Source organism: Thiospirillum jenense (assembly GCF_014145225.1).
GTDB lineage: Bacteria > Pseudomonadota > Gammaproteobacteria > Chromatiales > Chromatiaceae > Thiospirillum > Thiospirillum jenense.
This window is the reverse complement of the sequence record NZ_JABVCQ010000017.1, coordinates 1-26,185: the sequence shown is the minus strand read 5'-3', so window position 1 is coordinate 26,185 and position 26,185 is coordinate 1. Positions and strand designations below refer to the sequence as shown.

Annotated in this window: 25 protein-coding genes; 17 read left to right on the top strand and 8 right to left on the bottom strand. The window is 45.7% G+C overall.

Annotated features, from left to right (window positions below):
- The first annotated feature begins 17 nt into the window (after positions 1-17).
- Together dnaK and dnaJ are read left to right on the top strand one after the other, a co-directional pair.
- On the top strand, positions 18-1,946 hold the full coding sequence (gene dnaK / locus HUK38_RS08885) for a molecular chaperone DnaK (RefSeq protein WP_182583979.1): 1,929 nt from the start codon (positions 18-20) through the stop codon (positions 1,944-1,946).
- A 77-nt stretch (positions 1,947-2,023) separates the two neighbouring features.
- On the top strand, positions 2,024-3,163 hold the full coding sequence (gene dnaJ, locus HUK38_RS08880) for a molecular chaperone DnaJ (protein ID WP_182583978.1): 1,140 nt from the start codon (positions 2,024-2,026) through the stop codon (positions 3,161-3,163).
- Positions 3,164-3,344: 181 nt separating this feature from the next.
- Here dnaJ and HUK38_RS08875 read toward each other — a convergent pair whose 3' ends face one another.
- Together HUK38_RS08875 and HUK38_RS08870 are read right to left on the bottom strand one after the other, a co-directional pair.
- Positions 3,345-4,448, bottom strand: a complete 1,104-nt coding sequence (locus HUK38_RS08875) for a 6-carboxytetrahydropterin synthase (protein WP_182583977.1) — start codon at positions 4,446-4,448, stop codon at positions 3,345-3,347.
- Positions 4,449-4,514: 66 nt separating this feature from the next.
- Positions 4,515-6,914: an ATP-binding response regulator gene (locus HUK38_RS08870; protein WP_238787553.1), complete on the bottom strand. Its 2,400-nt coding sequence runs from the start codon at positions 6,912-6,914 to the stop codon at positions 4,515-4,517.
- A gap of 436 nt (positions 6,915-7,350) precedes the next feature.
- Between HUK38_RS08870 and HUK38_RS15515 the strand changes: the two genes are divergently transcribed.
- Positions 7,351-7,527: a BPTI/Kunitz-type proteinase inhibitor domain-containing protein gene (locus HUK38_RS15515; RefSeq protein WP_182583976.1), complete on the top strand. Its 177-nt coding sequence runs from the start codon at positions 7,351-7,353 to the stop codon at positions 7,525-7,527.
- A gap of 263 nt (positions 7,528-7,790) precedes the next feature.
- Here the strand turns inward: HUK38_RS15515 and HUK38_RS08860 are convergent, their stop codons facing one another.
- The 3 genes from HUK38_RS08860 to HUK38_RS08850 form a co-directional block, all read right to left on the bottom strand.
- Positions 7,791-8,615, bottom strand: a complete 825-nt coding sequence (locus HUK38_RS08860) for a GGDEF domain-containing protein (RefSeq protein WP_182583975.1) — start codon at positions 8,613-8,615, stop codon at positions 7,791-7,793.
- A 120-nt stretch (positions 8,616-8,735) separates the two neighbouring features.
- On the bottom strand, positions 8,736-10,223 hold the full coding sequence (locus tag HUK38_RS08855) for a Ppx/GppA phosphatase family protein (protein ID WP_182583974.1): 1,488 nt from the start codon (positions 10,221-10,223) through the stop codon (positions 8,736-8,738).
- Positions 10,224-10,248: 25 nt separating this feature from the next.
- On the bottom strand, positions 10,249-13,554 hold the full coding sequence (locus HUK38_RS08850; RefSeq protein ID WP_182583973.1) for a mechanosensitive ion channel domain-containing protein: 3,306 nt from the start codon (positions 13,552-13,554) through the stop codon (positions 10,249-10,251).
- Between HUK38_RS08850 and HUK38_RS08845 the strand changes: the two genes are divergently transcribed.
- Positions 13,553-13,738: a hypothetical protein gene (locus HUK38_RS08845; RefSeq protein WP_182583972.1), complete on the top strand. Its 186-nt coding sequence runs from the start codon at positions 13,553-13,555 to the stop codon at positions 13,736-13,738. The genes HUK38_RS08850 and HUK38_RS08845 overlap by 2 nt on opposite strands.
- Here HUK38_RS08845 and gnd read toward each other — a convergent pair.
- Positions 13,703-14,698, bottom strand: a complete 996-nt coding sequence (gnd, locus tag HUK38_RS08840; protein WP_182583971.1) for a phosphogluconate dehydrogenase (NAD(+)-dependent, decarboxylating) — start codon at positions 14,696-14,698, stop codon at positions 13,703-13,705. The genes HUK38_RS08845 and gnd overlap by 36 nt on opposite strands.
- Before the next feature lie 48 nt (positions 14,699-14,746).
- Complete coding sequence (locus tag HUK38_RS08835; protein WP_182583970.1) at positions 14,747-15,385, bottom strand: ParA family protein; 639 nt, start codon at positions 15,383-15,385, stop codon at positions 14,747-14,749.
- On the opposite strand from HUK38_RS08835, the gene HUK38_RS15385 reads away from it, so the two are divergent.
- A complete protein-coding gene (locus HUK38_RS15385) occupies positions 15,384-15,518 on the top strand; it encodes a hypothetical protein (RefSeq protein ID WP_275285011.1) in 135 nt (44 codons plus the stop codon). The genes HUK38_RS08835 and HUK38_RS15385 overlap by 2 nt on opposite strands.
- A 1-nt stretch (position 15,519) precedes the next feature.
- Here HUK38_RS15385 and HUK38_RS08830 read toward each other — a convergent pair whose 3' ends face one another.
- Complete coding sequence (locus tag HUK38_RS08830; RefSeq protein WP_182583969.1) at positions 15,520-16,557, bottom strand: LbtU family siderophore porin; 1,038 nt, start codon at positions 16,555-16,557, stop codon at positions 15,520-15,522.
- Between the two features lie 156 nt (positions 16,558-16,713).
- Here HUK38_RS08830 and HUK38_RS08825 point away from each other — a divergent pair, with 156 nt between their 5' ends.
- From HUK38_RS08825 to HUK38_RS08770, 12 genes are all read left to right on the top strand, one after another.
- Positions 16,714-19,266, top strand: coding sequence for a methyl-accepting chemotaxis protein (locus HUK38_RS08825; protein ID WP_182583968.1), 2,553 nt, complete (start codon positions 16,714-16,716; stop codon positions 19,264-19,266).
- A gap of 275 nt (positions 19,267-19,541) precedes the next feature.
- Complete coding sequence (locus tag HUK38_RS08820) at positions 19,542-19,682, top strand: hypothetical protein (protein ID WP_182583967.1); 141 nt, start codon at positions 19,542-19,544, stop codon at positions 19,680-19,682.
- Positions 19,683-19,707: 25 nt separating this feature from the next.
- Positions 19,708-20,085: a BrnT family toxin gene (locus tag HUK38_RS08815; protein ID WP_238787551.1), complete on the top strand. Its 378-nt coding sequence runs from the start codon at positions 19,708-19,710 to the stop codon at positions 20,083-20,085.
- A complete protein-coding gene (locus HUK38_RS08810) occupies positions 20,066-20,284 on the top strand; it encodes a hypothetical protein (protein ID WP_182583966.1) in 219 nt (72 codons plus the stop codon). The genes HUK38_RS08815 and HUK38_RS08810 overlap by 20 nt, the downstream gene beginning before the upstream one ends.
- An 89-nt stretch (positions 20,285-20,373) precedes the next feature.
- A complete protein-coding gene (gcvH, locus tag HUK38_RS08805) occupies positions 20,374-20,766 on the top strand; it encodes a glycine cleavage system protein GcvH (protein ID WP_182583965.1) in 393 nt (130 codons plus the stop codon).
- Positions 20,767-20,773: 7 nt separating this feature from the next.
- Positions 20,774-22,171, top strand: coding sequence for an aminomethyl-transferring glycine dehydrogenase subunit GcvPA (gene gcvPA / locus HUK38_RS08800; protein WP_182583964.1), 1,398 nt, complete (start codon positions 20,774-20,776; stop codon positions 22,169-22,171).
- Between the two features lie 101 nt (positions 22,172-22,272).
- A complete protein-coding gene (locus HUK38_RS08795) occupies positions 22,273-23,109 on the top strand; it encodes an HNH endonuclease (RefSeq protein WP_182583963.1) in 837 nt (278 codons plus the stop codon).
- Between the two features lie 335 nt (positions 23,110-23,444).
- Positions 23,445-23,654: a hypothetical protein gene (locus HUK38_RS08785; protein WP_238787550.1), complete on the top strand. Its 210-nt coding sequence runs from the start codon at positions 23,445-23,447 to the stop codon at positions 23,652-23,654.
- 131 nt (positions 23,655-23,785) lie between these two features.
- Positions 23,786-24,037, top strand: coding sequence for a hypothetical protein (locus HUK38_RS08780; RefSeq protein WP_182583960.1), 252 nt, complete (start codon positions 23,786-23,788; stop codon positions 24,035-24,037).
- On the top strand, positions 24,018-24,287 hold the full coding sequence (locus HUK38_RS15600; RefSeq protein ID WP_420825166.1) for a ParE family toxin-like protein: 270 nt from the start codon (positions 24,018-24,020) through the stop codon (positions 24,285-24,287). The genes HUK38_RS08780 and HUK38_RS15600 overlap by 20 nt, the downstream gene beginning before the upstream one ends.
- Positions 24,288-24,313: 26 nt before the next feature.
- The gene (locus HUK38_RS08775; protein ID WP_202985533.1) at positions 24,314-25,450 is read left to right on the top strand and encodes a DNA adenine methylase; all 1,137 of its coding nucleotides are present in this window, start codon (positions 24,314-24,316) and stop codon (positions 25,448-25,450) included.
- Between the two features lies 1 nt (position 25,451).
- Complete coding sequence (locus HUK38_RS08770) at positions 25,452-26,150, top strand: EcoRI family type II restriction endonuclease (RefSeq protein WP_182583959.1); 699 nt, start codon at positions 25,452-25,454, stop codon at positions 26,148-26,150.
- Positions 26,151-26,185 lie beyond the last annotated feature (35 nt).

The window sequence follows — 26,185 nt, the reverse complement described above, 5'->3', positions numbered from 1 at the left end:
TAACGGAGAACTCAATAATGGGCAAGATCATCGGGATTGATCTCGGAACAACGAATTCGTGCGTCGCCGTCATGGAAAGCGGTAAAGCCAAAGTCATTGAAAATGCCGAAGGCGACCGCACCACGCCGAGTATTGTTGCTTATACCAGCGATGGTGAAGTGCTGGTTGGTCAATCGGCAAAACGCCAAGCCGTCACCAATCCAAAGCACACGCTCTTTGCAATTAAACGGTTAATTGGCCGGCGCTTTGAAGATCAGGTCGTATCAAAAGATAATGACATGGTGCCGTATCGCATTGTTAAAGCAGACAATGGTGATGCGTGGGTTGAAGTGAATGGCAAGAAGATGGCGCCGCCCGAAATTTCCGCCAAAGTTTTGCAAAAAATGAAAAAGACGGCGGAGGATTATCTCGGCGAAACCGTCACGGAAGCGGTCATTACGGTGCCGGCGTATTTTAATGATTCACAGCGCCAAGCGACTAAAGATGCCGGGCGCATTGCGGGATTAGAAGTCAAGCGGATTATTAATGAACCAACCGCCGCCGCTCTGGCGTATGGCATGGATAAGCAACGCGGCGATCAAAAGATTGCGGTGTATGATCTTGGCGGCGGGACATTCGATATTTCAATTATTGAAATCGCCGAAATCGAAGGCGAACACCAGTTTGAAGTCTTATCCACCAATGGCGATACGTTCTTGGGTGGTGAAGATTTCGACTTGCGCATTATTGAATTCCTTGCTAGTGAATTCAAAAAAGCGCAGGGCGTAGATTTACATAATGATCCATTGGCATTGCAACGCTTAAAAGAAGCGGCAGAAAAAGCCAAAATTGAATTGTCATCCAGCCAGCAGACGGATATTAATCTGCCGTACATTACCGCCGATCAAAATGGCCCGAAACATCTCAGCGTCAAATTGACGCGGTCTAAATTAGAGTCATTGGTTGAAGATTTAATTGAACGCACAATGGGACCTTGCCGCACGGCATTGAAAGATGCGGGTGTGACTGCGGGTGATATTGATGAAGTCATTCTCGTTGGCGGTCAAACGCGAATGCCCAAAGTGCAAGAAAAGGTGCAGGAATTCTTTGGGCGGGCGCCCCGGCGTGATGTGAATCCTGATGAAGCGGTGGCAATTGGCGCCTCAATTCAAGGCGGCGTATTAGGCGGTCAAGTTAAAGATGTTTTATTGCTGGATGTGACGCCATTATCGCTCGGGATTGAAACGCTAGGCGGTATTATGACCAAGTTAATTGAAAAAAATACCACCATTCCCACGTCAGCCCAGCAGGTGTTTTCAACCGCTGATGATAATCAAACGGCAGTGACGGTGCATGTATTGCAGGGTGAACGCGAGCGGGCAGCCGACAATAAGTCATTAGGGCGGTTTGATTTATCGGATATTCCACCCGCGCCGCGTGGAGTGCCGCAAATTGAAGTCAAGTTTGATATTGACGCCAATGGCATTTTGAATGTGTCAGCACGCGATAAAGCCACCAGTAAAGAGCAATCAATTATTATTAAAGCCTCGTCGGGTTTATCCGAAGGCGAAATCTCACGCATGGTTAAGGATGCCGAAGCGCACGCGGAAGATGATCGCAAGTTTCACGAATTAGTGGCGGCGCGTAATCAGGCAGATACACTGGTTCACGCGACGCGCAAATCATTAGAACAGTTAGGCGAATCGCGGATTGATCCGAATGAACGTGATCGCATTGAACGGGCAATGCGTGAATTAGAGGAGGCAATGAAGGGTGAGAATAAAGAGCGCATTGAATCTCTGACTAAACTATTGAGTGAAACCGCGGGTAAAATGGCCGAGCGGTTATACGCGCATCAACAAGCTAATGCCGATAATGAGTCAGCCAGTGGCGCCACTTCGGGTAAAGCAAGCCGCGATGATGTCGTGGATGCCGAGTTTGAAGAAGTGAAAGATGAGCGTAAATAATCAATGACGCCCGGGCGTTTTGCTATTATGATTGCGTGAATAAAACCATGACTGACCTGTACCACGAATGACCCGCTATGTCTCAACGTGATTATTATGAAATCTTGGGCGTGACCCGGAATGCCAGTGAGCCGGATATTAAAAAAGCATTTCGCCGCTTGGCAATGAAATACCACCCGGATCGTAATCCAAATGATCCAGATGCACTGACGCATTTCAAAGAAGCAAAAGAAGCACATGACGTATTAACCGATCCGCGCAAACGGTCGGCTTACGATCAATTCGGCCACGCGGGCGTGAATCAAGGTGGGTTTGCGGGCGGTCAAGGTGACTTCGGCGCGGGCAGTTTTTCCGACATTTTTGGCGAAGTTTTTGGCGATATTTTCGGCGCGGGAGTGCGCAGTGGCGGCGGACGGCGGGCGCAGCGCGGCTCGGATTTGCGTTACGATCTATCGCTGACGTTGGAGGAGGCGGTCGCCGGCAAAGAGGTCAAAATTCGCATCCCGACGCTGGTGGAATGTCATCACTGCGGCGGCAGCGGGGCGAAGCCGGGGACGCAGCCGAAAACCTGTCCGACCTGTCAGGGCAGTGGCCAAGTGCGGATGCAGCAAGGCTTTTTTTCCATTCAGCAAACCTGCCCCACCTGTCGCGGCACCGGGCGCATCATTGAAGATGCTTGCGGACATTGTCGCGGCAGTGGGCGGTTGCAAGAGGAAAAAACCTTGTCAGTCAAGGTGCCGGCGGGGGTGGACACGGGTGATCGCATTCGCCTCGCCGCCGAGGGTGAAGTCGGGGCGCAAGGCGGGCCGCCGGGCGATCTGTACGTTCAAATTCAAGTGCAGGAACATCCGATTTTTACCCGCGAAGACAACAACTTATTTTGCGAAGTGCCGATCAGTTTCATCACCGCCGCGCTCGGTGGCGAGTTTCAAGTACCGACGCTCGACGGCAAGGTGATGCTGCGCGTCCCCGATGGCACGCAGACTGGGCGCATGTTTCGGATGCGCGGCAAGGGTGTTAAACCGGTGCGCGGCGGGCCGGTGGGTGATTTAATTTGTCGCGTGTTGGTAGAAACGCCAGTCAATTTAACTGACCGACAAAAAGAATTATTACACGAATTAGAAGCGAGCTTTGTCGCCGGCGGTGATAAGCATAGCCCTAATTCAAGTTCCTGGTTAGATCGGGCAAAAAACTTCTTTGAAAAAATGGGGTTTTAATTGCACCAGTCGCATTGACGCGCTTCATCACTGATTGCGCATTTGACTGGTCACGCACCCGGTACTTTAATTGAGATGCTTGACCAGTACGCAATGACTAGCGCAATTGATACGGCAAGTTGCTATTAAAAATAGTTTGCACGGCGCGCTGTATTTCACATCAATCGGTCATTAACTACCGCTAATGATCTAGCATTAAAAATGGCGGCAATGACTCGCCCACACAGCAAATTGCACCGCAGCCGGGCTGTTGTTGCAATTCCACCGCCACTAATTCAGGTTGCGTGTTTGTTGCCCGCGCACTAATCCACGTCACTAAACTCCCTACATCGGTATCGGTTAATTGCGGTAGTTCATTCAGCAAATGATGATCTAATTGCGCATAAATCGGCTGAAATAACGCCTTCACCTCGCCGTAATCCACCGTCCAACCCAATACCGTATCTAATGGCGCGCACAGATGCAGACGTAATAGATAACTGTGACCCTGCAATTGTTGATGACCATCACCAGCGGGCGCTACACATAACTGCCTCGCGCTTTCAAACCGTTGATCTTTCCAAATACAAAACTGTTGACCGTCATAATGACAACCCGCCGTGGCCGTTTCAATCACTGCCACGCCAAATAATGCCGGACAAGCGGATGTTAAGCGTTGCCATATCCATTGACACAGATGTTCACTGGTTGGGTTTTCTAATCCCGGCACATGATTCAAACACTGATGATGCAATTCAATAGATAGCGTCTGCCAAAGCGCATCTAATTGATTGCATTGCTCCGAATGCGTCACAACATTTAATTCCAAAGCGCAAATACGCAAGATCACGCCAAACCGATGCCCGTGCATTCGCCCGCATGGATGTCCATTCGGCACCTGAGGTAAATAATGCGCTGCTTCAAATTGATAGCGGCGTTTGAGTATGACAACATGATTGGCGGTTAATTCGGCACCCTGTTGCGGTGTGCTATTAACAAACAGGGTTGCATTTGGCAATGCCAGCCGCGTATTCAACCAATGCGCAAGATGTGCATCACTCGGCATCGGCAATTGGCGATTCAAATCAGCATAATTCAATGGTTCGACAGCCGTGTGCAATGCTGTCATTAACGTATTCATTTGCATTCCAATACGGTTTTCCCATTGAGTATTAACCGGCGTCACAACCACAGTTTGAAAACTATGACCATGCAAACGTGATGCGGGGTGCGTATTGGGTAATTGAACTAATTGTCGTGCGCCTTCAAACTGCGTGGTTGCAAAATAAAATACAGTGCGGTTCATGGTGATAGATTCCAAAGTACAATAACTTAATTTTGGTTTTTTTTTGCGTATTTAATTAAAGTTTATTTAAGTTATTTCCGTGCAAGACTTGACTAATAACGAATGCAGCAGGTGAAAAAGCATTTCACTGGTGACAGGTTTTTTAATAAAAGCAGTGGCGCCGGCGGCAAGATATTCTGCTTGTTTATTATCATCAGCATACCCAAGAACGATAAGCGGTATTGCATCTGATAGTGTTTCATTACGCAAAGTAGCAATCTGCTGGCAAGTCACTGTTAAATCTTGACTAGATGCGAGTAATAAAACTACTCCTGTAACATCCTCTTCTGATAAGGTTTCAAATGCCTCATCTAAATCAGCCGCTGTTTGTACACGCAATCCGAGTGCTTCAAGACGCACCGTTAAACACAATAAAGTTTGTACATCACGTTCAATCAATAACACCCAATGATCGCTGAAATTAAATTCATGATGAATAGCATAGGTTATTGCCAAATCATGAGCATCAAGGTTTTCTAAATTATCACTTGGCCAATCAGTTGTAGATGTTAAATGATGACTAACTGGCACGATTTCATTACTCTCCAAAATTTCTACATCATCAAAGGTATCTGGATTCAGTGCTAATGGTAAAATTAGCGTAAAACATGACCCTTTACCAATCGTACTATTCAGGGTAATTTTGCCACTAAGCAATCCCGCTAATTCCCGACTAATTGATAAGCCTAATCCCGTTCCGCCATAGCGACGCCGCGTTGATCCATCCGCTTGTTGAAAGGCTTCAAAAATGATGTTTTCTTTACCAGGGGTAATGCCAATACCCGTGTCAGTCACACTAATTTGCACGGCATAATTGGCATGATGCTCAGGTTTAGCGTGAATAACGACACTGCCAACGTGGGTAAACTTCACTGCATTGGATAAAAAGTTTTTAATAATTTGCCGCAATTTATCTCGGTCACTATACAGACGCGGCGGTGTTTCATTTGCAATATTTAAGTGCAGTATAATACCTTTTGCATGAAACAGTGGTTCCATTAGTGCAAATAACTCTTCTAACATAGGGCGTAATTCAACCCATTCTAAACTGACCGTGACTTGCCCGGCTTCAATACGCGAAATATCTAAAATATTATCAATCATGGTGCGTAAATCACTGCCGGCTTCATGGATCACTTGGGCTTGGCGACGCTGTTCACTATCTAACCCGGATGAGTGTTCGGCCAATAACTTTGATAATAATAAAATGGCATTTAATGGCGTCCGCAGTTCATGGCTAACATTCGTTAAAAACTCAGATTTATACCGATTCGATTGCTCCAATTGGCGGGTATGTTGCCGTTCACTCGCTAAATGTTCTGCGTGAGTGCGTGATAATTCGGTTAATTGCTCACTTAATTCACGCACTTCACGCGGCCCGCGCCATTGCAAAGTGACGGTTTGTCCATCGCGTAAAATATGTCGCACACTTGCAGTTAATTTAGTTCCAAACTCTTCAACACGACTGGCAATCCAATGCGCCATTAATAAAACGACCGCTACTAATAACAAGATAATAGATAGTACGCGAATCATCAAGGTATTACGAAAATCGGCAATTGGCGATGAATCAACTGGCCGCCCAACCCATAATGGTAATCCGTCTTCGGTCATAAACATTGGCACCCATAAATATGGTATCCCTATAGCTGATTTTGATAATGCTAATTTGCCTTCGTGAAATACAGCGGTTAATTCAGGGAAATCTGTAAAGGCTTCACTAAAATCGCTAATTGGTGTTCCCGGACGTAAATAATGCCCATGATAATTAACCCATAATGTGTCACGATAAAACTGCGCTAGTCCACCGACATCAATTGTCATTAACAATAATCCACCAACTGTTTCCGATTGATGCTGATTCCTGACAGGACTGGCGAGTTGTAAAGTTAATAATTGACGCGGATCCGCTTTAGCTAAAGCAGGATTGACGCGAATACGACTCACCAATACCGCACCAGATTGTAGCTTTAATGCGGCATTTAAAAACCCTAAATTGGGTGGCTCAGGTGGATTAGCAGTCGGATGCCAAATACCAGTTTCAGCATGACGTTCTAACCAAAATCGTTCTTGTCCCTGACGATCAACAAATAAAATTTGAATGATGTCACGTTGATCTGCCAGCATTTGATTAATCCAATCAGTATAGCGAGCGCGAGCAAGATCAATATGTTCTTCATCACCTTCGTTGCCAAGAATAATCTCTAATCCAGGCAATTTTGCTAATAAACGGATAATTTCATCTCGACTAGCAAGGTGTTGATCGAGATCACGAAAATCTGCCCGTAGATTTTGTAAATAGGCTTTTTGATAGAAAAGCGCGGTACGTTCTAATACGAGAGGTAAATTAATGGCAGCCGCTAAAATAAGTGGTGCAAGCCCAAACAATAACAATAGTGCAAGAATATAATAGCGTAATTTCATCATAAGAAGTAAAAAAACAGCTCTAATTGTAAATTACACTTTAATCTAATTGAAATTGGATACGATAAATATAGCAGGTATTTTATATTTTGAAGAGGCGCATGTCTTATTGAAAATGGCGTTGTGTGTCATTTTTAATGCAATAACAACTACTAAAGGATGGACTAGTTAATTGCGCCGACATGGTGTTTCGTTGAATTCAAATCTAATGCAACTAGAAAGGCAAGCGCATTTGCTTAATCTCATTTTGTTAAAACCGTCAACAGGTGCTAAACTCGTCATACTTGAAATAAGTCATAACACAATACCAGTGCATACTATTGCTCAACACCGATTTTCGCTTATTCAACTCGGATTAACCTGCTGCATTATCACTACCTCAGTTTGTTTTAGTGGGTGTACGCCAACTGCTACAGTTCGTTCCTCGGATATACTGCCAGTGCGTTGTCTTGATCGCCCGCGGCGCGGTCATTGTCGTGCGTCAATTCCAGCATTTTATTATGATTATCGCACTGATCGCTGTCGGCAATTCTTTTACAGTGGTTGTGGTGGTTTTGTACCATTCGCAACGTTACGCGACTGCGCGATCACCTGTACTGGACGTGCAGAACCCTAATTCAATATTGACTAATAACATAGCAATGACAAGCAGTGATTTTAATAGAAAGGTGAAGATTTATAGCTTAAATTGGCACTAGATAATTGGGTAAATTATCTAAAATAACCGAGTACTTTTATTAAGCAAGATGTGGTGAAAAATGGATTCATCAGTTTGTTTTTTCGCGGAAAGCTGAAGGTTTTGTCTATGAACTGAATCCATCTGATTGGGTATGGTATACCTATCAATAAATGCTATTACTAATCTTATTTTTGATCTGTTCATTGTTCTTTCATTAGTGAACTAATTTGTGGTGATGCGCCAAGACACGATTCCCCGTCTAAACGCTTCACTTGTAACATTGCTTGATAAGCCAACCGAAAAATTTCTTCGGCATCTTGACTGTGTTCTGGGAATACAGCAACTCCAACGCTGACATCCAATTCAACTTCACCTGTACTTAAACGAATAGGCGCTTTTAATGCTGCCGCCACTTTTTTACCTAACCACAGCGCCGCTGGAGGATCACGAATCTCAGTTAATAGTACCGCAAATTCATAATTACTTAGGCGCGCAACCGTATCCGATTGACGCAGGCTATTAGTTAGCATACGCGCAACGCGCAATAACAATTCATTACCAACATGATGACCTAAACGGTCGTTAATATTTTTAATTCCATCTAGTGCAACTACAATTAAGCCATACCGACGTTGATAACGTTTAACGTGCATGTGCAGACGTTCTAATCGATCAAAAAACAAGGTGCGATTTGGCAATTCTGTTAAATGATCGTAGTGAGAAAGTAATTCAAGCCGCGCTTTATATCGATGTTGTTTGACAAAACTCAATACACTCAACCAAATTGCAATAAGACACACTGTAAATACACTACCCATGACTATGAGTAATTGTTGCCAATGTGGCTGTTGGGGGCTAAACATAATAGCATTTGTTGTATTATCAGTACAGGTTTCTACAAATATTTCTGTTTGATATAGCCAATAAAAGCCGAGTCCAAATATTGCAGTGATGACTAGCAATATTGCAAAAAAAATCGGCAAAACATAGCGTAATATATGCCGTTCAGGTGATGTTTTTAGCATGAGAAACTGTACACAAGTTGTCATGTTTGATGTGAAAAGCATCATTGAATCCAGTGATGATGCTTGAGTTTAAAAATCCTGAAATTTAAGTTTGAACTTATTTGAATTAACCCTATTTGGTTAAAAGAATTCCAAGTTTATTCCAGCGGTTATTAAGCGTTGTGCTTCTTCTTCTAATTCTAATCGGGTTAAAGGGTGTGTCGCTAACCATCCCGTCGGAAACATGAGTGTCAAATGTTCATTCTGTGCAATGACTTCAGGAGTTGGTTTGGCAGATGCAGACCGCCCGCGATGAATCAAAACAGCAAGCCGCAAAATGACGCATAAATGCCGTGTACATTCCCGAGCAGTGCCAGATAAACTCATAAATGTATCCATTGGTAATTTACGGCGATGCCCCAAAACTAATGTCGCCAATACATCCTGTTCTGAGCGTGTAAATCCAGATAAATCGGCATGACTTAATAGATAGGCGCCATGTTTTTGATATTGACTATGCGCAACAGCTAATCCAATTTCGTGTAAATGTGCCGCCCAACTCAGTAATTTAGGTGCATTAGGATCATTTAATTGCCAGGGCAAACGTAATTGCGCAAATAAGGCTAATGCAGTCTGTGATACACGCTCGGCATGATCCTTATCTACATCAAAGCGCCGACAAAATGTCATGACAGTGCGTTCACGCACATCTTCATGTTGAATACGCCCCAACATTTCATAAAGCAATCCCTCGCGTAACGCTTGATCGGAAACGCGCATCCGTTTAATATCTAAATTAAGAAAAATAGCACGCAATACCGCAACGCCACCGGCAAAAACTGGCCGACGATCTTCAGTCAATCCTTTAAAGTGAATAGCACTCACTCGTCCAGTATTAATCATCGCCTCACGCAATCTTAATAAGCCTTCCGCATTAATACTATCATCATCATTACTCCAGCCTTCAGCGGCCAGTACTGCGGCAATAGCGCGAATCGTTCCTGAACTGCCGGTTGCGGTATGCCAGCCGGATTGGCGAAATAATTCACGCACCGGTCGCAATTCCAATGCACAGTTTAATTCGGCTTTTTCCATTGCGCGAGCGGTAATTCGATCATTTGCAAAAAACCGCCGGGTTAAACTCACACAGCCAATATGTAAACTTTCGCGCAATAATGGCGTAAATCCTTGACCAACAATGAGTTCTGTACTGCCGCCACCAATATCAACCACGAGTCGTTTTTCATCACCAATCGCTAATCCGTGTGCCACGCCGAGATAAATTAAGCGTGCTTCTTCACGACCAGCAATGACTTCAACAGAATGCCCTAATGCAAGTTCGGCACGTTCAATAAAACGACTATCACGGCGTAATTGCCTTAATGTATTCGTGCCAACAATGCGCACACGACTTGAACGCATATCGCGCAATTGTTGTCCCATACGTTCTAAACATGCTAATGCACGTTGTTCAACTTCAGGTGTTAAACGTTTATCATCCGTTAATCCTTCACCAAGACGCACTGACTCTTTGTAACGATCCAATACTTGCAAAGTACCGCCATCACTGCGCGCAATCACTAAATGAAAAGAATTAGAACCAAGATCAACAGCAGCAAAACGAGTCACGCATTACACTCCAAGCGGGGATAAATCAATCGGTAATAATTCGCACTTCCAATGGTTGTGTAGAATGCAAATGTAGGTCGCGTTGTGGATAAGCAATACCAATGTTTGCGGCACGGAAGTTATCATGAATTGCCTGATGTAATTCAGTCGTAACCGCCATACGGTGTTCAAGTGAATCTAAATAACACCGCAGTACTAGAATTAACGCATTATCGCCAAAACCTTCAAATGTAATTAAAGGTGCGGGATCACTTAATACACGCGGATTATCCTCAACAATACGAGTCAAGGTTGTTAATGCTTGGCGCACGTCGGCTTCATAGTCAATACCGACAGTCACCACAAGTCGGTTAATTTTATCGGTTAGGGTCCAGTTTAATAGGCGTCCCGTAATAAATTCTTTATTTGGCACCAAAAGTTCTTGACGATCCCAATTCCGAATCGTGGTGGCGCGAATGTTAATTTTTGTGACAGAACCTGTAATGTCACCAATCGTTACAACATCGCCAACACGAATTGGACGCTCGAATAAAATAATTAAACCGCTAATAAAGTTGGCAACAATTTCCTGTAATCCAAAACCAATGCCAACACTTAATGCAGCAACCAACCATTGTACTTGTGACCAGGATAACCCGAGTGTAGAAAAGGTAAATAAAATGCCCCCAGCAGTAATGGAGTAGCCAGTTAAAGTAATGAGTGTATAGCGACTGCCGGCGCTGATACTGGTATGACGCAATAAAACAATTTCTAATAAAGCGGGTAAATTACGAGCGGCGATAATTGCAAGACCAACAATTAATAATACCAGCACTAGATCAGCAAGTGTCATTGGGACTAATTGCCCACTGTCAGCGCCAGTGTAATGCCACAACGTGACGTGTTCAAATAAGGTTAATGCAGGTAGCATATCAGCCCAAATAGCCCACAGCCCAGCTAATCCCGTAACAAAAATTAAACTGTTTACCAATTGCCGCGTTTGCTCATCTAATGCCGCAAAATCAATTTCTTCTTCATTCTGAGTAATCTCAGCTGAATCATCCCGTCCTTCTGTATCTTCACGGGTAGCGCGGGCGTCCAATGCGGCTTGTAATGCCAAACTACGGCGTGTCACATTTAACCAACGTATTATCACCTGTTGAACAACCAACAACGTTAATATTAGCCACAATTCGCCAACTAGCGATTTTAATAATATCCCTGCCGTATAAAGATAACCCGCTAATGCCAACACGGCTAATAATAACGGTACCGCAACGACAATTGGATACCACACATAACGCAACCGATTTGCCCACCCGGTTGGATGTGCAGTGAGTAAATGTTTAAATGCACCGGTTTTAGGATGAGCAACCCGCACGGTAAAGCCCGCTAATATAAACATGTAGGTGATTAAAGCGAGGCGGCCGAGTGTTCCACTAAAATTGCTATCCGGGTGATGATAAACCGCTGTGGCAATAAAGCCAAATGGAATTAGTAACCAGGTTGCCCAGGTGATGGTGTGACGTAAAAGAACTAGCGTGTCGCCATGCCAGCGAAAATGGCGGTCGGCAACACCACTGCTCATACATAATAATGAAAAGGCGCGTAATCCATATAGCATCGCGGTTAGACTCAAAAGCGCTTGACCAATTGCTTTGGTAAATAATGTGGCCTCCAATGATACATTAAGCCGCCAGCCAATAACGAATAATAAAAGTGACCAAGGCAATGCTAATAGCACAGTCCAGCCAAGCGCTATCAACGTATAAGAAAACCGGTCACTGCTGACGCGCCGTAACGGTTCTGCGGTTGCTCGAATATAACGTCGAATCGCGTGAGTGCGTGTAATTAAAACAGAGAAGCCAATAATCGTTATCCATAACACGACCGATGTTTTTAATTCTTTGTATAAAACTAAGACAAGATCATACCAATTAGTTGGTGCAATTAACCAGTCAATTGCAGTGGGTAAAGCAGTAAAGGTTTGCTGAGTGATAGGGACAATACTGCGCACCCACAGCAATCGTTCAGCCAGAAACTGTTCATAGTTTATTGTAATGCGTAATAATTGCTGGGCGCGGTCATCGAGATCAGATAATGCGCGTAAATACCGATCTTCTAATGCAATGCTTTGTTGTAATAGTTTTAAGCGACTTTGTAATTGTTCTCGCAATACTTTACGCAACGTGGCGCGGCGCTCAGTTATTGGGATGGGCGTGAGATAATGAGACAGCGCTTGTTCTTCATTATTTAATTGCCGTAACTCTTCACGCAAGCGAATTTGATTCAGTGTCGTTTCAGAAATAATGTCAGCCCGTTCAGCCGCCGCTTTACGCAATACACGCTGCTCGGGTAATTGATTACGTTGATCTATTAATACCTGCCCCAGTGCATGATTTAATCCAACTAATTCAAGTCGCTGACGGGCGCTGCGGAAGTCTTGTTCAATACGAGTGTGTTCACGTTCAATAGCAGTCTGTTGATCGGTTAGTACATTCAATTGCTCTGTTAATTCAGTGATGCGTTCACTCAAAGTAGCATTGTTTTTTGCCAACTGCCGTGCCACTGGATGCGCATCTGCCAATGATCGTTCGGCCGCCTGCGTTTCAGCTTGCGCCTGTTCTGCTTCAGCGCGCCGTTGACGATCCGCCGCATTTTCTAACCAATCATGTCGCGTTTGTAATTGCTGTTTTAATAATAAATTGCGTTCACGTTGCGCGAGTGCTAACTCAGTACGCACGGCCGCACTTAAAATCTGTTGTTCCAGCATCAGTGATTCAATGCGCAATCGTTCACGTTGGCTGGTTAATACCCACTGCCGTATTTGTTTTTCATCAGCGGTGAGCGAATCAGATAGCGGTTGTTTTAATTCAGTATTACGTTTTTCTAATAGCAATTTAACTTCGGTTAGGCGTTGTCGTGCTGCACTGGGTTGTTGTTGCAAATCTTCAATAGTTTTATCTAATTCAAGCCGCTGTGCATCGAGTGCTACCATATCGGCTCGTTCACGCACTAATAATTGTTCAATCTCTTGTAAATTGGCACTTTTGGTTAAAGTCGGTAGCGTTGGCGTATCAGCAGCAATTTTTTTTAATTCAGTTTTAATGACGGCTGTTTCTTTCGGTGCCGTCTCTAGTGCCGTGCGATACCCAATCGCTTGGTTATCCAAGTTTTTAATTGCTTCTAAATCAGACAAAATCGCCCGGTATTGTTCTAATTCCCGCGTTTTTTGCTCTTCGGTAACAGTCGAATTACCTTCAGTTGCTTTGATTTTTGCCGTAATAACATCGGCACTTGGCAATGATTGCGCGGGGACAACAATAGAGGAAGACGCTGGTGTTTCAGCCATGATTAACGGTGGCGTGAATAACAGCAGCGTATTAATGGCGATGCACAAGAAAACGACGGGGGAGCGGTTGAATAAAAAACGCTTCATGTATTGTCCTGACAAATTGCTAACACTGGTTCACGCCCCGTTGCTTTTAATAGCGATTGATTTAATGCCCGCCGAATTGATGGCGCAGGGCGGCTAATAATTGATTGGCAAATTGATCTTCACCGCGTGATTGAAACCGCTCAAATAAAGCGGCAGTTAATACCGGTGCTGGGGTGCCAGTTTCAATAGCGGCAATGCTCGTCCAGCGCCCTTCACCTGAATCAGCTACCTGTGGTTTAAAGGTGTGTAAATCAGGATCATGATGCAGTGCAATGGCGGCAAGATCGAGTAACCAGGATGAAACGACGCTGCCATGCCGCCATAATTCGGCAATACGCGCTAAATCAAATTCATAGGAATAGGCGGCGGGATCATTTAATGGTGCGGTTTCGGCATCAATGCGTTGGTTTGAACAGCCGACATTGGCGTGTTTTAATAAATTAAAGCCTTCAGCATAGGCGGCCATTAAGCCATATTCAATGCCGTTATGCACCATTTTCACGAAATGACCTGCGCCATTTGCGCCGCAATGTAGATAGCCTCGCGTGGCGGAATCGTGCGTATCAGAGCCGACGGCGGGCGGAATAGGAATTGCCGGTGCGGCGAGTGTGGCGAAAATGGGATCAAGGCGTTTAATTGCCGTGTCATTGCCGCCGAGCATTAAACAATAGCCGCGTTCGCGTCCCCAAATGCCGCCGCTGGTGCCGCAATCAATCCAGTCTATCCCCAGTGGCGTTAATTGTTGGGCGCGGCGGATGGCGTCTTTATAATACGAATTGCCGCCGTCAATCACGCAATCACCGGCGCTGAGTTCAGGTATTAAACTGTCAATTACGGAATCAACGGCGGCGGCGGGTACCATGATCCACACCGCTCGCGGGGGGGTTAATTGGGCGCATAATTCGGCAATAGAACTGGTGGCAATTGCACCCGCCTGTTGTGCTGTGTTAATAGCATCTGCATTGCGGTCATATACCACGCAATGATGTCCCTGATCTAATAAACGCGCCACCATATTGGCGCCCATGCGGCCTAATCCAATCATGCCTAGTTGCATTGTTAATCCCCGTTTTGATGTGATAAAAAATGAATTGATGGGCGGTGGTTAATTTAATAAATCAGCGAATAAGACGGCGACGAGCGAGTGGAATTCTTGCGCGGCTTTGCCGTGTGGTTCTAATTCAAACACGGCTAATCCTTCGCTAAAGGAACGGCGGAAGATGGTGCGTTGTGACAGGCGTGGTTTAATAAACTTGAGGCGCGGCAGTGAAATTAACGCGGCGGCCGTTTCTTTAGTTTCAGTGACGCCAAGATGGGTGTCACCGCGATTGATAAAACCAATGATGTCTAATGGCCGGTCGCGGTTAATTGCGGCGATGAGTTGCATGAAGCGTTGGGTTGACCAAATGTCGGCTTGTGAAGGCGGAACGGGAATGACAATGCGATCACAGATGGTTAATGCCAAGCGCACGGCGTCCATGTCTGCTGTGCCAATGTCAATTAACGTTTCGGCCGCGGCGGTGGTGTGGGCGGTGATTAACGCGGCGCGGTCATCAATAGTTAAAAACGGGGTGATGCCTTCTTGGCGGCGTAATTCGGTCACGTCAATTAAAGTGGCTTGCGGATCGGCGTCAATCAATTGCACTTTAATACCGCTCAACGTGAGCCAAACGCCGAGGTTAAATGTCAAAGTGCTTTTGCCAGAGCCGCCTTTCAGCGAGCCAATCACTGTGATTCGTGGCATGGATAATAACGCGCCTGATCGCACTGCGAGTGTAGCCCGAGGTTGGCGTTATTATAAACAGGCGCAACTGCATTGGCGCAGTTTTATGCGTGACACAGTTGCGATGGTGGCGGGAAGTCACACGGCGGGTTGAATTAAAACGACACGGCTAATTGTGCTACCACGCTGTCGCTGGTTTCACCCGTGCCGCCGGCGCGGCGTTCGTAATCAGTATCGCGTGACCATTCCAGCGCCAGCGTGGTTTGTTTGAACACCTCCGCCGACCAACCGATCAGCCAGCGTTGTTTGGGTAATTCCACCGCCAGTGCTTCGCGGCTACCCTGATACCCGATGGCAGCGACGTTATCCCGCCCGAGCAGTTTAAAATGATAGCCCGCCTCAACGTTCCAGGTCGCTGGACGAGCGCCGTGATCGCGGTAATCCAACGTGCCGGCATCAAAGCGGTCGGTCGCCGCCAAATATTCGCCAATCACCTGCACGGCGCCGAACTTCGCGCCAGCAGCAACCGTCCACGCGGCGGTGCTGTCGTCTGACACGATCACGTCTTGCAAACTCCCCGTGTCGCCCAGATCGCTCAAATACCCCAGATCAACCGACCAACTGATGGCGGTGGACTCATCACCGGCGGCAAAACCGACCTGCCCACCCCAGCGGTCAACCTGGGTATCATCGCTGTCGTCACTGTCATCAGAATGCGCATGATCGCCGTTAAACGCAAACATGCTGGCCGTGACGCCGTGTTGTTTGAACCCGACTTGCAGCGCGGTGGCACGAATTTCGCCTAATTCCAACGTCAGCGGATCAGAGACAAGCTGTGTCTCAAAGCTGCCAAAAGGGAGATAAAATTGCCCGGCGGTGGCAAACCAGGGCAGGCGCTCAGGATTAGCGAGCGTGATTTGTGCAATGTCAACTTCCAAATCCGTTTCATCCTGCTCATACAATAGCGACACGGTGGCGGCGACCCAGGGATTGACTTGCGCCGTCACGCCCAATTCCACCGTCGCCACGCGCACATCACTCGTGCTGTCACCCGTGTCGGGTTGCACATAACTGGCCTCAACTTCCACCAAGCCGTCGAGGGTTAATTGATCGTTCAAGTCAAGCGCCGCCACCGCCGTTGACGACAGCAGACTGGTAATTGCAAGCGCGGGGGGGAATGTGAGTTGACGCATAAGACAAGGTTTCCTAAATAGCAACGGTTATTATTTACGGCTGACTTTTTAGCGCAAAATCGGTCTTTGGTCAAGAACCCTAGATTTTTACCAGTAGTCACCACTGGTAGAAATGCGTAAATTGTCATTACTACTGCAATAAGGCGTTTCCATCTAATGAACAGGCATTCCATCAGTTTTAGAATTAGTTTTTGGTCAGGATTAACGCTCGTGATCTTGGGAGGGGCAATTACGGCCTATGCTGTCCAGCGTATGAATTCAATGGCGGATAGACAGCGCGTCCATGAAATGAACTTAGCGCATGAGATTATTGTTAATGCCGCTAAAGAACTTGCTGTTAATGTAAAAGCATCGATAGAGGTGCCATTGGATGCAGCGCGCACCCTGGCACAGGCATTTGGATCAGCAGCGCGTAAAGAATATGCTGAATTAACCGATGCTGATTATACGCGCTTGCAAACGCGGTTTAGAAATGTGGAGGTTGTCACCGAGCTGGCGCGTTCAGCTATTCAACCGTACATTGCGGCCGCTGCAAATGGACAAATGACATTAGCCGATGCGCAAAAGAACGCCGTCAATCTCATTCGACAAATGCGTTTTGATGGCGGTAATTATCTTTGGATTCAAGATACCGTCAAACCTATCCCCCGCATGATCATGCACCCCATTCAGCCACAATTGGATGGAGAACGCATGGATAATCCCGAGTACAATACCGCAATGGGATTGTCACATAACTTTGCCACTGTGTTAAATGAGATATGCTTAAAAGATGGCAATGGCTATGTGCGTTATAATTGGTCAAAGCCCGGCGAAACAGCCATGACACCTAAATTTTCATTCGGGCGGTTAATTCCCGAATGGGGTTGGGTATTAGGGTCTGGCATGTGGTTAGATAGCATGTCATTTTATAGTCGGGCAGATTTGAATTCGATACTGCGGGTAGTATTGGAAAATAATTCACATTTTCTTGCGACCTACACCGCCTGGGAGCAAAATGCGTTTGACGGATTAGATAGCCAATTTGTCAATAAAGAAGGGACGGATGCGAGCGGACGGTTTATTCCTTATTGGAGTCGTAATGCTAATGGAAGCATTAAACTTGAGCCGTTGGTTGATTATGACAAACCTGGCGCCGGTGATTATTATCTATTACCCAAACAGCACCAAGTTGAACAGGTTATTAACCCGTATTTTTATCCCGTACAAGGGCAACAATTATTAATTACTTCTTTAGTAGCACCCGTGATTGTAAATAATCGTTTTCGTGGAATTGCCGGGGTGGATTTGGTATTAGATGGTTTTCAAGCATCAGTTGAAAAAGCCGCACAACGACTGTACAACGGTCAAGCAGAAGTGATGCTGGTTGCTAATAATAGCACGTTGGTCGCGTCAAATAACCCACAATATTCAATTGGTAAGTCAATTGATGAAATCCACCGCAGTAGCGCAGATAGTGCGAAAATTCGCGCAGCAGTGACGGATGGCGTTGAATTAACGTTTGAAGCCGATAATAAAGTGGTAGCAGTGGTACCAATTCAATTGGGCTATACTAAAACACCCTGGGCAGTTGAAATAACTGTCCCGATGGATTTATTGAATACGCAAGCAGAACAGGCGATTAGCGAAATCCACCTGACAGCAACGATTATGATTATCGGTTCAATTGTTGCCGTCATTTTCGGGGTGGCGTTAATGTTGTGGGTAGCGATTGCCATTGCACGTCAAATTCTAAAGGTTGCGGCGACACTGCGGAGTATTGCTGATGGCGAAGGTGATTTAACTCGTCAATTGGATACCGGCAGTGGTGATGAATTAGCCGAATTGGCAAAATCATTTAATGGATTTCAAAAACGCATTCGAGATTTAGTTGCACAAATTGCCGGCAGTAGTGAACGAGTCGCGGCGGCGGCGGAAGAATTATCCGCAACCAGTATTGAAACCAATGGACAGGTGCGCCGGCAACAGAGTGAAACTGAGCAGGTCGCAACGGCAATGAATGAAATGACAACTACCGTTTCTGAGGTGGCGCATCATGCCCAAAATGCTGCTCATGCGGCAATGCAAGCGGATGATGAAGCGACTGCTGGGCGGGATGTGGTGGCGCGTACTGTGCGCTCAATTCAAGTCTTATCACATCAAATAGAAACGAGTAAAGAAACCATTGATCGTTTGTCAAATGATTCGTCGGAAATTGGTAAGATTCTCGATGTCATTCGGGATATTGCCGATCAAACAAATCTATTAGCATTAAATGCCGCTATTGAAGCAGCACGGGCGGGTGAACAAGGGCGAGGATTTGCGGTGGTGGCGGATGAAGTGCGGACATTAGCCAGTCGTACTCAGGCGTCAACGCGGGAGATTCAGCAAATGATTGAACGCTTGCAAAGTGGTGCGGCAACCGCGGTAATGGCAATGGATGAAGCGCGCAGTCAAGCACAAGAAAGTGTCAAAATGGCTGAAAATACGGGGCATTCATTAGATACCATTGCCAATTCAATCACCACGATTCGGGATATGAATAATCAAATTGCGAGTGCGACCGAAGAGCAATCAGCAGTTGCGGCAGAAGTGGATCGTAATTTGACCAATAGTACGCAAGCCATTAATGCAGTGGCTGCTAGTTCGAGCCAAATTAATAATGCCGCAATTGAATTGGCGCAATTGGCTGCCGAACAACAAAACCGTGTCAGTCGGTTTAAGGTTTAGTGATTAACACTGATTGCGCAACTCACTACTGATCGTTCCCATGCGCCAGCGTGGGAACAATTAATGATGACTCTACGGCTGTTGGCGTGTCTATCTATTTCGGTTTTAATACTGCGCAATTGACGCATGATGCCGCCACGGCATTAGATCGTTTGGGTTCGGCATTAGCCACCGAACAATTCCGTGATGTGACATGATTAATTGAAGATCACACTGACGCAGTGGGTTCAGATGAATATAATTTGCGTTTATCAGCGTAATGAGCCGATGAAGTGGTGCGTTATCTAGTGGAGCATTGCGGTTTGAATGCAGCGCGCTTGTGCCCTATTGGACGCGGTAAAGCCATGCCGTATTTACCGAATAATCCATTTGCCAGTGTTAATCGGCGGGTGCGTATTCGGCCGGCGGATGGTTAATGCGTTTCATATTCAGTTGGCATGGTTGTTTGCACACGCCAACGTAGCAACAATTAATGCTTCGATAAATGATTTGCGCTTATTATCTATTCAACTATCCATTACTCGAAGAAAACACTTGAGTTTGGTTTTCAAGTGGAATTTACACAAAGCGGCAATCAATGTGCGTAAGCATGGCATTGCATTTTCAGAAGCAATTGCCGTTTTTGATGATCCATTAGCCAAAATTTTTCCAGATATTTGGCATTCAAACAGCGCCCGCGAAATTATTATTGGGCATCTCCATGATTTGAGATTATGTCTAGTCATTTTTACCGAAATTGAATCAGAGCACTTACGCATTATTAGTGCCAGACTAGCAACATCAAAAGAGCAACGCGACTATGAACACCACGCCAGATGATCTATTACCAGAATACAATTTTGATTATACACAGGCACAAGCCAATCGTTTTGCAAAACAAGCCACCTTTGCTGTGACATTGCGTACTGATGTATTCAGTTATCTGCAAGCGCGGGCAACAGCAAAGGGCATCACGTTAAATGAGATGGTCAACGATATGCTGAAAAAAGACATTGAACTCATTGAAACTGTCAAATAACTCGTCCTCACGCATTCCCCAATATCGTTCCCACGCGCTCGTGCGGGAGCGATTCTTTTTATTCACCTCACCAATAGGATTGTATGACCATGCACACCCTTCCCACTGATCGGCGTTATAGCGCCAGCCACGAATGGATTAAAGACAACGGCGATGGCACCGCCACCGTTGGTATTACCGATCACGCCCAAGCGGCGCTCGGTGATTTGGTCTTTGTTGAATTGCCGCAATTAGATCAAGTCATTGCCGCGCAGGCCGCGTGTGCGGTGGTTGAATCCGTCAAAGCGGCGTCGGATATTTATTGCCCAGTGGCCGGCACCGTGATTGCAGTGAATGAAGAACTGTCCGCGATGCCCGAATTGATTAATCAAGATGCTTACGGCGCGGGCTGGATTTTTCAATTAAAACTGGCAAATGCCGCCGAATTAAACGCGCTATTAGACGCCGCGGCGTATCAAGCCAGTTTGCACGACGCGGGTTAATGAACTCATGCCATTTATTCCGCATACTGACGCCGAGGTCGCGGCGATGTTGGCGACCATTGGTGCGCCTGATTTGGCCGCGTTATTTGATGATATTCCCGCCGATCTGCCCGCCGCCGACTTGACCGACCTGCCGCCTGCCGTGTCGGAAATGGAAATTACCCGCCTCATGCAGCGGCGGGCGCGCACCGATGGGCAGGCGTTGTGCTTCACCGGCGCGGGTGCGTATGACCACCACATCCCGGCGGCGGTGTGGCAACTCGTTGAACGGGGTGAATTTTATACCGCGTACACGCCCTATCAGGCGGAGGCGAGTCAAGGCACGTTGCAGGTGTTGTACGAATTTCAGTCCATGATGACGGCGCTGACCGCGCTCGATGCGTCGAATGCCTCGTTGTATGACGGCGCGTCGGCGTTGGCGGAGGCGATTTTGATGGCGGTGCGGGCGCAGCGGCAGCGTCACGCGCCGCGTATTTTGTTGCCGCGCAGTGTCCACCCGCTCTACCGCCGCGTCGTACAAAGCATTGTTAACTATCAGAATATTGAACTGGTCGAGGTGCCGTTTGACCCGCAGACGGGGCAATTGACCATCGCGCAATTGGAGGCGGCCGCGGCCGGTCAACCATTTGCCGCGCTGGTGCTGCCGCAGCCGAATTTTTTTGGCGTAATTGAAGAGGTTAGCGCGCTGACCGATTGGGCGCACGCGCAGCAGGCATTTGTGGTGGGTTTGGTCAACCCTGTGGCGTTAGCGCTACTGTCGCCGCCGGGCGAGTGGGGACAGCGCGGGGCGGACATCGCGTGTGGCGAGGGGCAACCGCTCGGCATTCCACTGGCGTCCGGCGGGCCGTACTTGGGATTTCTCTGCTGCAAACAAGCACTTGTGCGCCAAATGCCGGGGCGGATTGTCGGCAAAACGCTCGACCGCGACGGGCAAATTGGGTACACCTTGACGTTGCAGGCGCGGGAGCAGCACATCCGTCGCGCCAAAGCAACGTCGAATATTTGCACCAATCAGGGCTTGTTGGTCACGGCTGCGACCATTCACCTCGCGCTGTTGGGGGCGGAAGGGTTGGCGCGAGTGGCGCAACACTGTCACGCGAATGTGCAGCAATTGACGCAATTATTAACTGCTATTCCCGGCGTGACGCGGCGATTTAATGCGCCCGTATTTCACGAGCAGGTGTTGCAATTACCATTGCCGGCCGCGGCGGTATTGCGCAGTTTGGCGGCGCATCAATTACTCGGTGGTTATGATTTGAGTGATGATTATCCCGAACTGGGCGCGGCGGTATTGATTTGCACGACTGAACAGCAGACGGCGGATGATTTGACCCATTTTCATAATAAATTGGCGCGAGTCATCGCGGCGCAGACGCAGCCGGGGTGTGGATTAAAACCGAATTGATTTGCGAATGAAGAAATGTCCCCATGCGGGGCGTGGGGGCGTTGTTGATGATCTTAAATGTGAGGTCGAATTTTTGTTATGCCATATTAGAGAGGTGAACTATGCTCGTTGTTAGTGATCTCCAACAGGTTCAAGAAAATATCATAGAGCTAGAGCGAGGTAAAGTTAGTAGTGAATCTATTGACATCAAAGAATATCAATCATTGATCGGCCGCGGAACGTGCTTCGTTCCATATTCTTCCTCTAAAGGTTTAGCATTTGCCCCTTCAAGATTTATTGGCTATGTCGGAAATAGATTAAGAACGCATTCGCTCAATTCTGAGCGTCACGGGGGACAAACAAATACAGCGCTAAATAAGATTTTCGGTATTTCTCCAGTGCCGAACGAAAGTTTGGAGCGTACATATCTTGCTTTCTGTAAGCGCTTAGATATTACGGTGTCCAGGCAATTTGAGCGTAAACGTAAATACTGGATTACTCCAGAAGTAATGGAATACTTAGACGCTAAAGCAGAGCGAGATATAGTAAAAAACTCAAGCATAAATGAAACTGAAAAGATTCAATTGGTCAAAGCGCGAATAGGTCAAGGACTTTTTCGTGAGCGCGTATTGTCATTTTGGAAGCACTGCTGCCTGACTGGGTGTAGTTTTTCATCAGTACTACGAGCATCACACATCAAGCCTTGGAGAGATGCTGATAATGAAGAGCGTCTTGATGTATTTAATGGGCTTCTCCTGACACCCAACATGGATGCGCTATTTGATAAAGGTTTTATCTCGTTTGAAGATAGCGGCGGGATTATTATCTCACCAAAGATTACGATGGATTCGCAACGTGCTTTGGGATTGCACTCTGATATGCAAATTCGATTCGAGAAAGCTCACTTAAAATACCTCAGTTGGCATCGGACTCACGTTTTTGTTAATGCTAAGGAATAATATTAGGTTATCACTGTTTAACAATCTAACCCTTGCCTCAGCTCCGATATATCAAACCGCCTTCAAGCAATCAAATTGATGGCAGTTTTTAATCAATCAACCGCATAACGCTTGATTGTTTATAGAGCAGATACGGGAGTAGATTTTATCAGTGTTGACAAGTGTTTTGATTGATTTTAGCCTGAAATGTTAGGCGATTTTTTGTTAAGCCACAGACTCAGGAGAAATCATGAATTTTGAATGGAATCCTCAAAAAGCAGAAATTAACAATAAAAAACACGGTGTTTCTTTTGAAGAATTAACCGCTGTTTTTCGGGAACGGGAGTTTTATGAACATGCACGTTGACAATGAACTCAATGACGAACTGCGAGATGAATATGATTTCGCTAATATGCAAGGTGGTGTGCGTGGTAAATACGCCAAGCAGTGCCATGACAATGCAAAACTCATTCTGCTTGAGCCAGATGTTGCAGTAAACTTTCCTGATGCCAAAGCAGTCAACGACACTCTCAGGTCTCTGGCGAAAATTATTCAACAATATTAAAAAGGTGCTTAATGCTTCCATATTAAATTGCCACCGCTAATAGTATTGTTTATCATTATCTTGAAATATTGAGTTGATTTTGCGAATAATTAGGCATGAAATCAAGTGAATAAATATAGAGGAATTTAATAATGACTGAATTACTAGAACGTGCCATTACCGCTATTAAAACGCTGCCAACTGACGCACAAGATGCAATTGCTGCCCGTTTACTCAGTGAAATAGAGGATGAACGGGAGTGGAATATCCGCTTTATGGCAACCACTGATAGCCAATGGGATAATTTAGCGAATCGAGTAAGAACGAGCATTGCTAATAAAAAAACCAGACCACTTGATGAGATTTTTACGGTAAAAGAGCCTAATGAAATCGAGTGTAACTGACGAGTTTCGTGAATTACTTAATCAACTTCCGCGAGAGGTACAAGAGCAAGCAGAACGCGCTTATACACTTTGGTACAACGACCCATACCATAGTAGCCTGCAATTCAAACGTATTAGTCACAGGCAACCAATCTATTCAGTTCGCATCGGTATTGATTATCGCGCTTTGGGCTTGCGTGAAAACGATCACATTTACTGGTTTTGGATAGGAACACATTCTGAATATGATGGTTTATTGAGACAACTATAAAACACTCGCTATTTGAAGGTAAACCTGTGCGCGAACAATTGAGTCTCATTGTAGAAGATTTTATTCAAGAATCTCCTGCATATCTCCAATCCCAGCTAATTACCTACATCGGCAATAAACGCGCTTTGCTACCGTTTATTGGTAAAGGCGTCGCAATTATTAAAAAGCGTCTTGCACAAGAGCGGCTACGTTGTTTAGATTTATTTGCCGGCACTGGCGTTGTGTCGCGTTATCTGAAGCAGCATTCTAGTTTTCTGGTGGCAAATGATCTGGAACTTTACAGTGAAATCACTAATCGCTGTTATTTATCCAATACGGTGGACGTGAATTTTGCAGAATTAAATGATGCAATTCAATTTCTGCACAGCGCAATTGAACAGCATTGGCAACGCGGGTTTATTGCCGAATTGTATGCCCCCGAATGTGATGAACATATTCAGCCGGGTGAAAGAACGTTTTACACTAGGCGGAATGCTGAATATATTGACACCGCGAGAATGCAAATTGCGTGTTTGCCGCATCATTTACAACTCTATTTACTCGCGCCACTCATTGCGCAGGCGTCAGTACACGCAAATACGTCCGGGGTTTTCAAAGGATTTCATAAATCAAAAACAGGGATTGGTCAATTTGGCGGGCGTGGACAGGACGCGCTCACTAGAATTAAAAAACCGATTGCAATTGAACTCCCCATTTTTTCGCGGTTTGCTTGTTCACACGCCGTGACTCGAACTGATGCCAATGTATTTTTTAATGCTTCTACTTTTGGCGAGTTTGATTTAGTTTATTTAGACCCGCCGTATAATCAACATCCATACGGCTCAAATTATTTCATGTTAAATCTAATTGCGACGTATGAACGCCCCCATCAAATGAGTGCAATCTCAGGCATTCCTACGAATTGGAATCGCAGCCGCTATAATCAACGTCGAGAGGCGGAGGCGGCGCTGTTTGAGGTTATTCAGAATTGTCCGGCGAAATATGTCATGGTGTCGTATAATTCAGAAGGATTTATTGCCCATGAGCGTTTTTTAGATTTAATGAATTGCAGCGGGAAACTTTCGGTATTAGAAACGCCATATAATACGTTCAGAGGCAGTAGAAATTTGAATAACAGATCAATCCATGTGACGGAATTTTTGTATTTGTTGGAGAAAACATGACATGGCAAAAAAGGATGAACTGCGTAATCAACGCGAAGGCACTATCATCAATGCTACTTCAAAACGGCAGGAAAAAGAACTCGATAAAGCATTAGTATTGGTGTGTGAAAGACTTCTACAGAAGTTTCCAGGAATCAAACTAAAACATGATAAACAATGGCTCTTAAAAAATGTCGTTTCTGCCTTAAAAGAAATATTTCCAGAAATAGATTTTTACTATTACCATGATACTTCGTTTATGAAACCGGACGGTGGAATATTAAACATTTGTGATAAGGATGATTCAAAGTACCCAATTCTAATTGCTGAAAAAAAGAATCAGGGTACTAATGATCTTCGCATAGCCGAAGGCAAAGGAAAGCAAGCGAAAGGTAATGCAATAGAACGTCTGGGAAAAAATGTCATTGGGTTTAGAACTGCACTACTGCAAGAATCCATTTTTCCATTCGTTTGCTTCGGAGATGGATGTGATTTTGCCGATGATTCTAGTATTCTTGATCGGGTAGTGACTATCGCAATGTTTGGTCGTCTGAATCATCAATACCTACACAATGCGGCGGGTAGTCGGTTTAATAGAGGTTCGTTTTATTTTCGTGTTCAGGAATGGACTGCAAGCGAAATGGCAGAAATCTGTTATTCAATTTCTGAAAAATCGGTTTATTATTACTATTCTAAATACGATGAAACGTCGTTTTTTTAATTGTACCGTCTCAACCAAAATAAATGCCTTTAATC

Excerpts from the sequence above, each read along its gene's own strand:
- HUK38_RS08835 (WP_182583970.1), bottom strand. The coding sequence starts at position 15,385 with ATGCCACGAATCACAGTGATTGGCTCGCTGAAAGGCGGCTCTGGCAAA.
- HUK38_RS08830 (WP_182583969.1), bottom strand. The coding sequence starts at position 16,557 with ATGCGTCAACTCACATTCCCCCCCGCGCTTGCAATTACCAGTCTGCTG.
- HUK38_RS08780 (WP_182583960.1), top strand. The coding sequence starts at position 23,786 with ATGACTGAATTACTAGAACGTGCCATTACCGCTATTAAAACGCTGCCA.
- HUK38_RS08875 (WP_182583977.1), bottom strand. The coding sequence starts at position 4,448 with ATGAACCGCACTGTATTTTATTTTGCAACCACGCAGTTTGAAGGCGCA.
- HUK38_RS08810 (WP_182583966.1), top strand. The coding sequence starts at position 20,066 with ATGAACACCACGCCAGATGATCTATTACCAGAATACAATTTTGATTAT.
- HUK38_RS08845 (WP_182583972.1), top strand. The coding sequence starts at position 13,553 with ATGATTAACGGTGGCGTGAATAACAGCAGCGTATTAATGGCGATGCAC.
- gnd (WP_182583971.1), bottom strand. The coding sequence starts at position 14,698 with ATGCAACTAGGCATGATTGGATTAGGCCGCATGGGCGCCAATATGGTG.
- HUK38_RS15385 (WP_275285011.1), top strand. The coding sequence starts at position 15,384 with ATGGATAATAACGCGCCTGATCGCACTGCGAGTGTAGCCCGAGGTTGG.
- HUK38_RS08850 (WP_182583973.1), bottom strand. The coding sequence starts at position 13,554 with ATGGCTGAAACACCAGCGTCTTCCTCTATTGTTGTCCCCGCGCAATCA.
- gcvH (WP_182583965.1), top strand. The coding sequence starts at position 20,374 with ATGCACACCCTTCCCACTGATCGGCGTTATAGCGCCAGCCACGAATGG.
- dnaJ (WP_182583978.1), top strand. The coding sequence starts at position 2,024 with ATGTCTCAACGTGATTATTATGAAATCTTGGGCGTGACCCGGAATGCC.
- gcvPA (WP_182583964.1), top strand. The coding sequence starts at position 20,774 with ATGCCATTTATTCCGCATACTGACGCCGAGGTCGCGGCGATGTTGGCG.
- HUK38_RS15600 (WP_420825166.1), top strand. The coding sequence starts at position 24,018 with ATGAAATCGAGTGTAACTGACGAGTTTCGTGAATTACTTAATCAACTT.
- HUK38_RS08860 (WP_182583975.1), bottom strand. The coding sequence starts at position 8,615 with ATGCTAAAAACATCACCTGAACGGCATATATTACGCTATGTTTTGCCG.
- HUK38_RS08870 (WP_238787553.1), bottom strand. The coding sequence starts at position 6,914 with ATGATGAAATTACGCTATTATATTCTTGCACTATTGTTATTGTTTGGG.
- dnaK (WP_182583979.1), top strand. The coding sequence starts at position 18 with ATGGGCAAGATCATCGGGATTGATCTCGGAACAACGAATTCGTGCGTC.
- HUK38_RS08785 (WP_238787550.1), top strand. The coding sequence starts at position 23,445 with ATGCACGTTGACAATGAACTCAATGACGAACTGCGAGATGAATATGAT.
- HUK38_RS08825 (WP_182583968.1), top strand. The coding sequence starts at position 16,714 with ATGAACAGGCATTCCATCAGTTTTAGAATTAGTTTTTGGTCAGGATTA.
- HUK38_RS08770 (WP_182583959.1), top strand. The coding sequence starts at position 25,452 with ATGGCAAAAAAGGATGAACTGCGTAATCAACGCGAAGGCACTATCATC.
- HUK38_RS08795 (WP_182583963.1), top strand. The coding sequence starts at position 22,273 with ATGCTCGTTGTTAGTGATCTCCAACAGGTTCAAGAAAATATCATAGAG.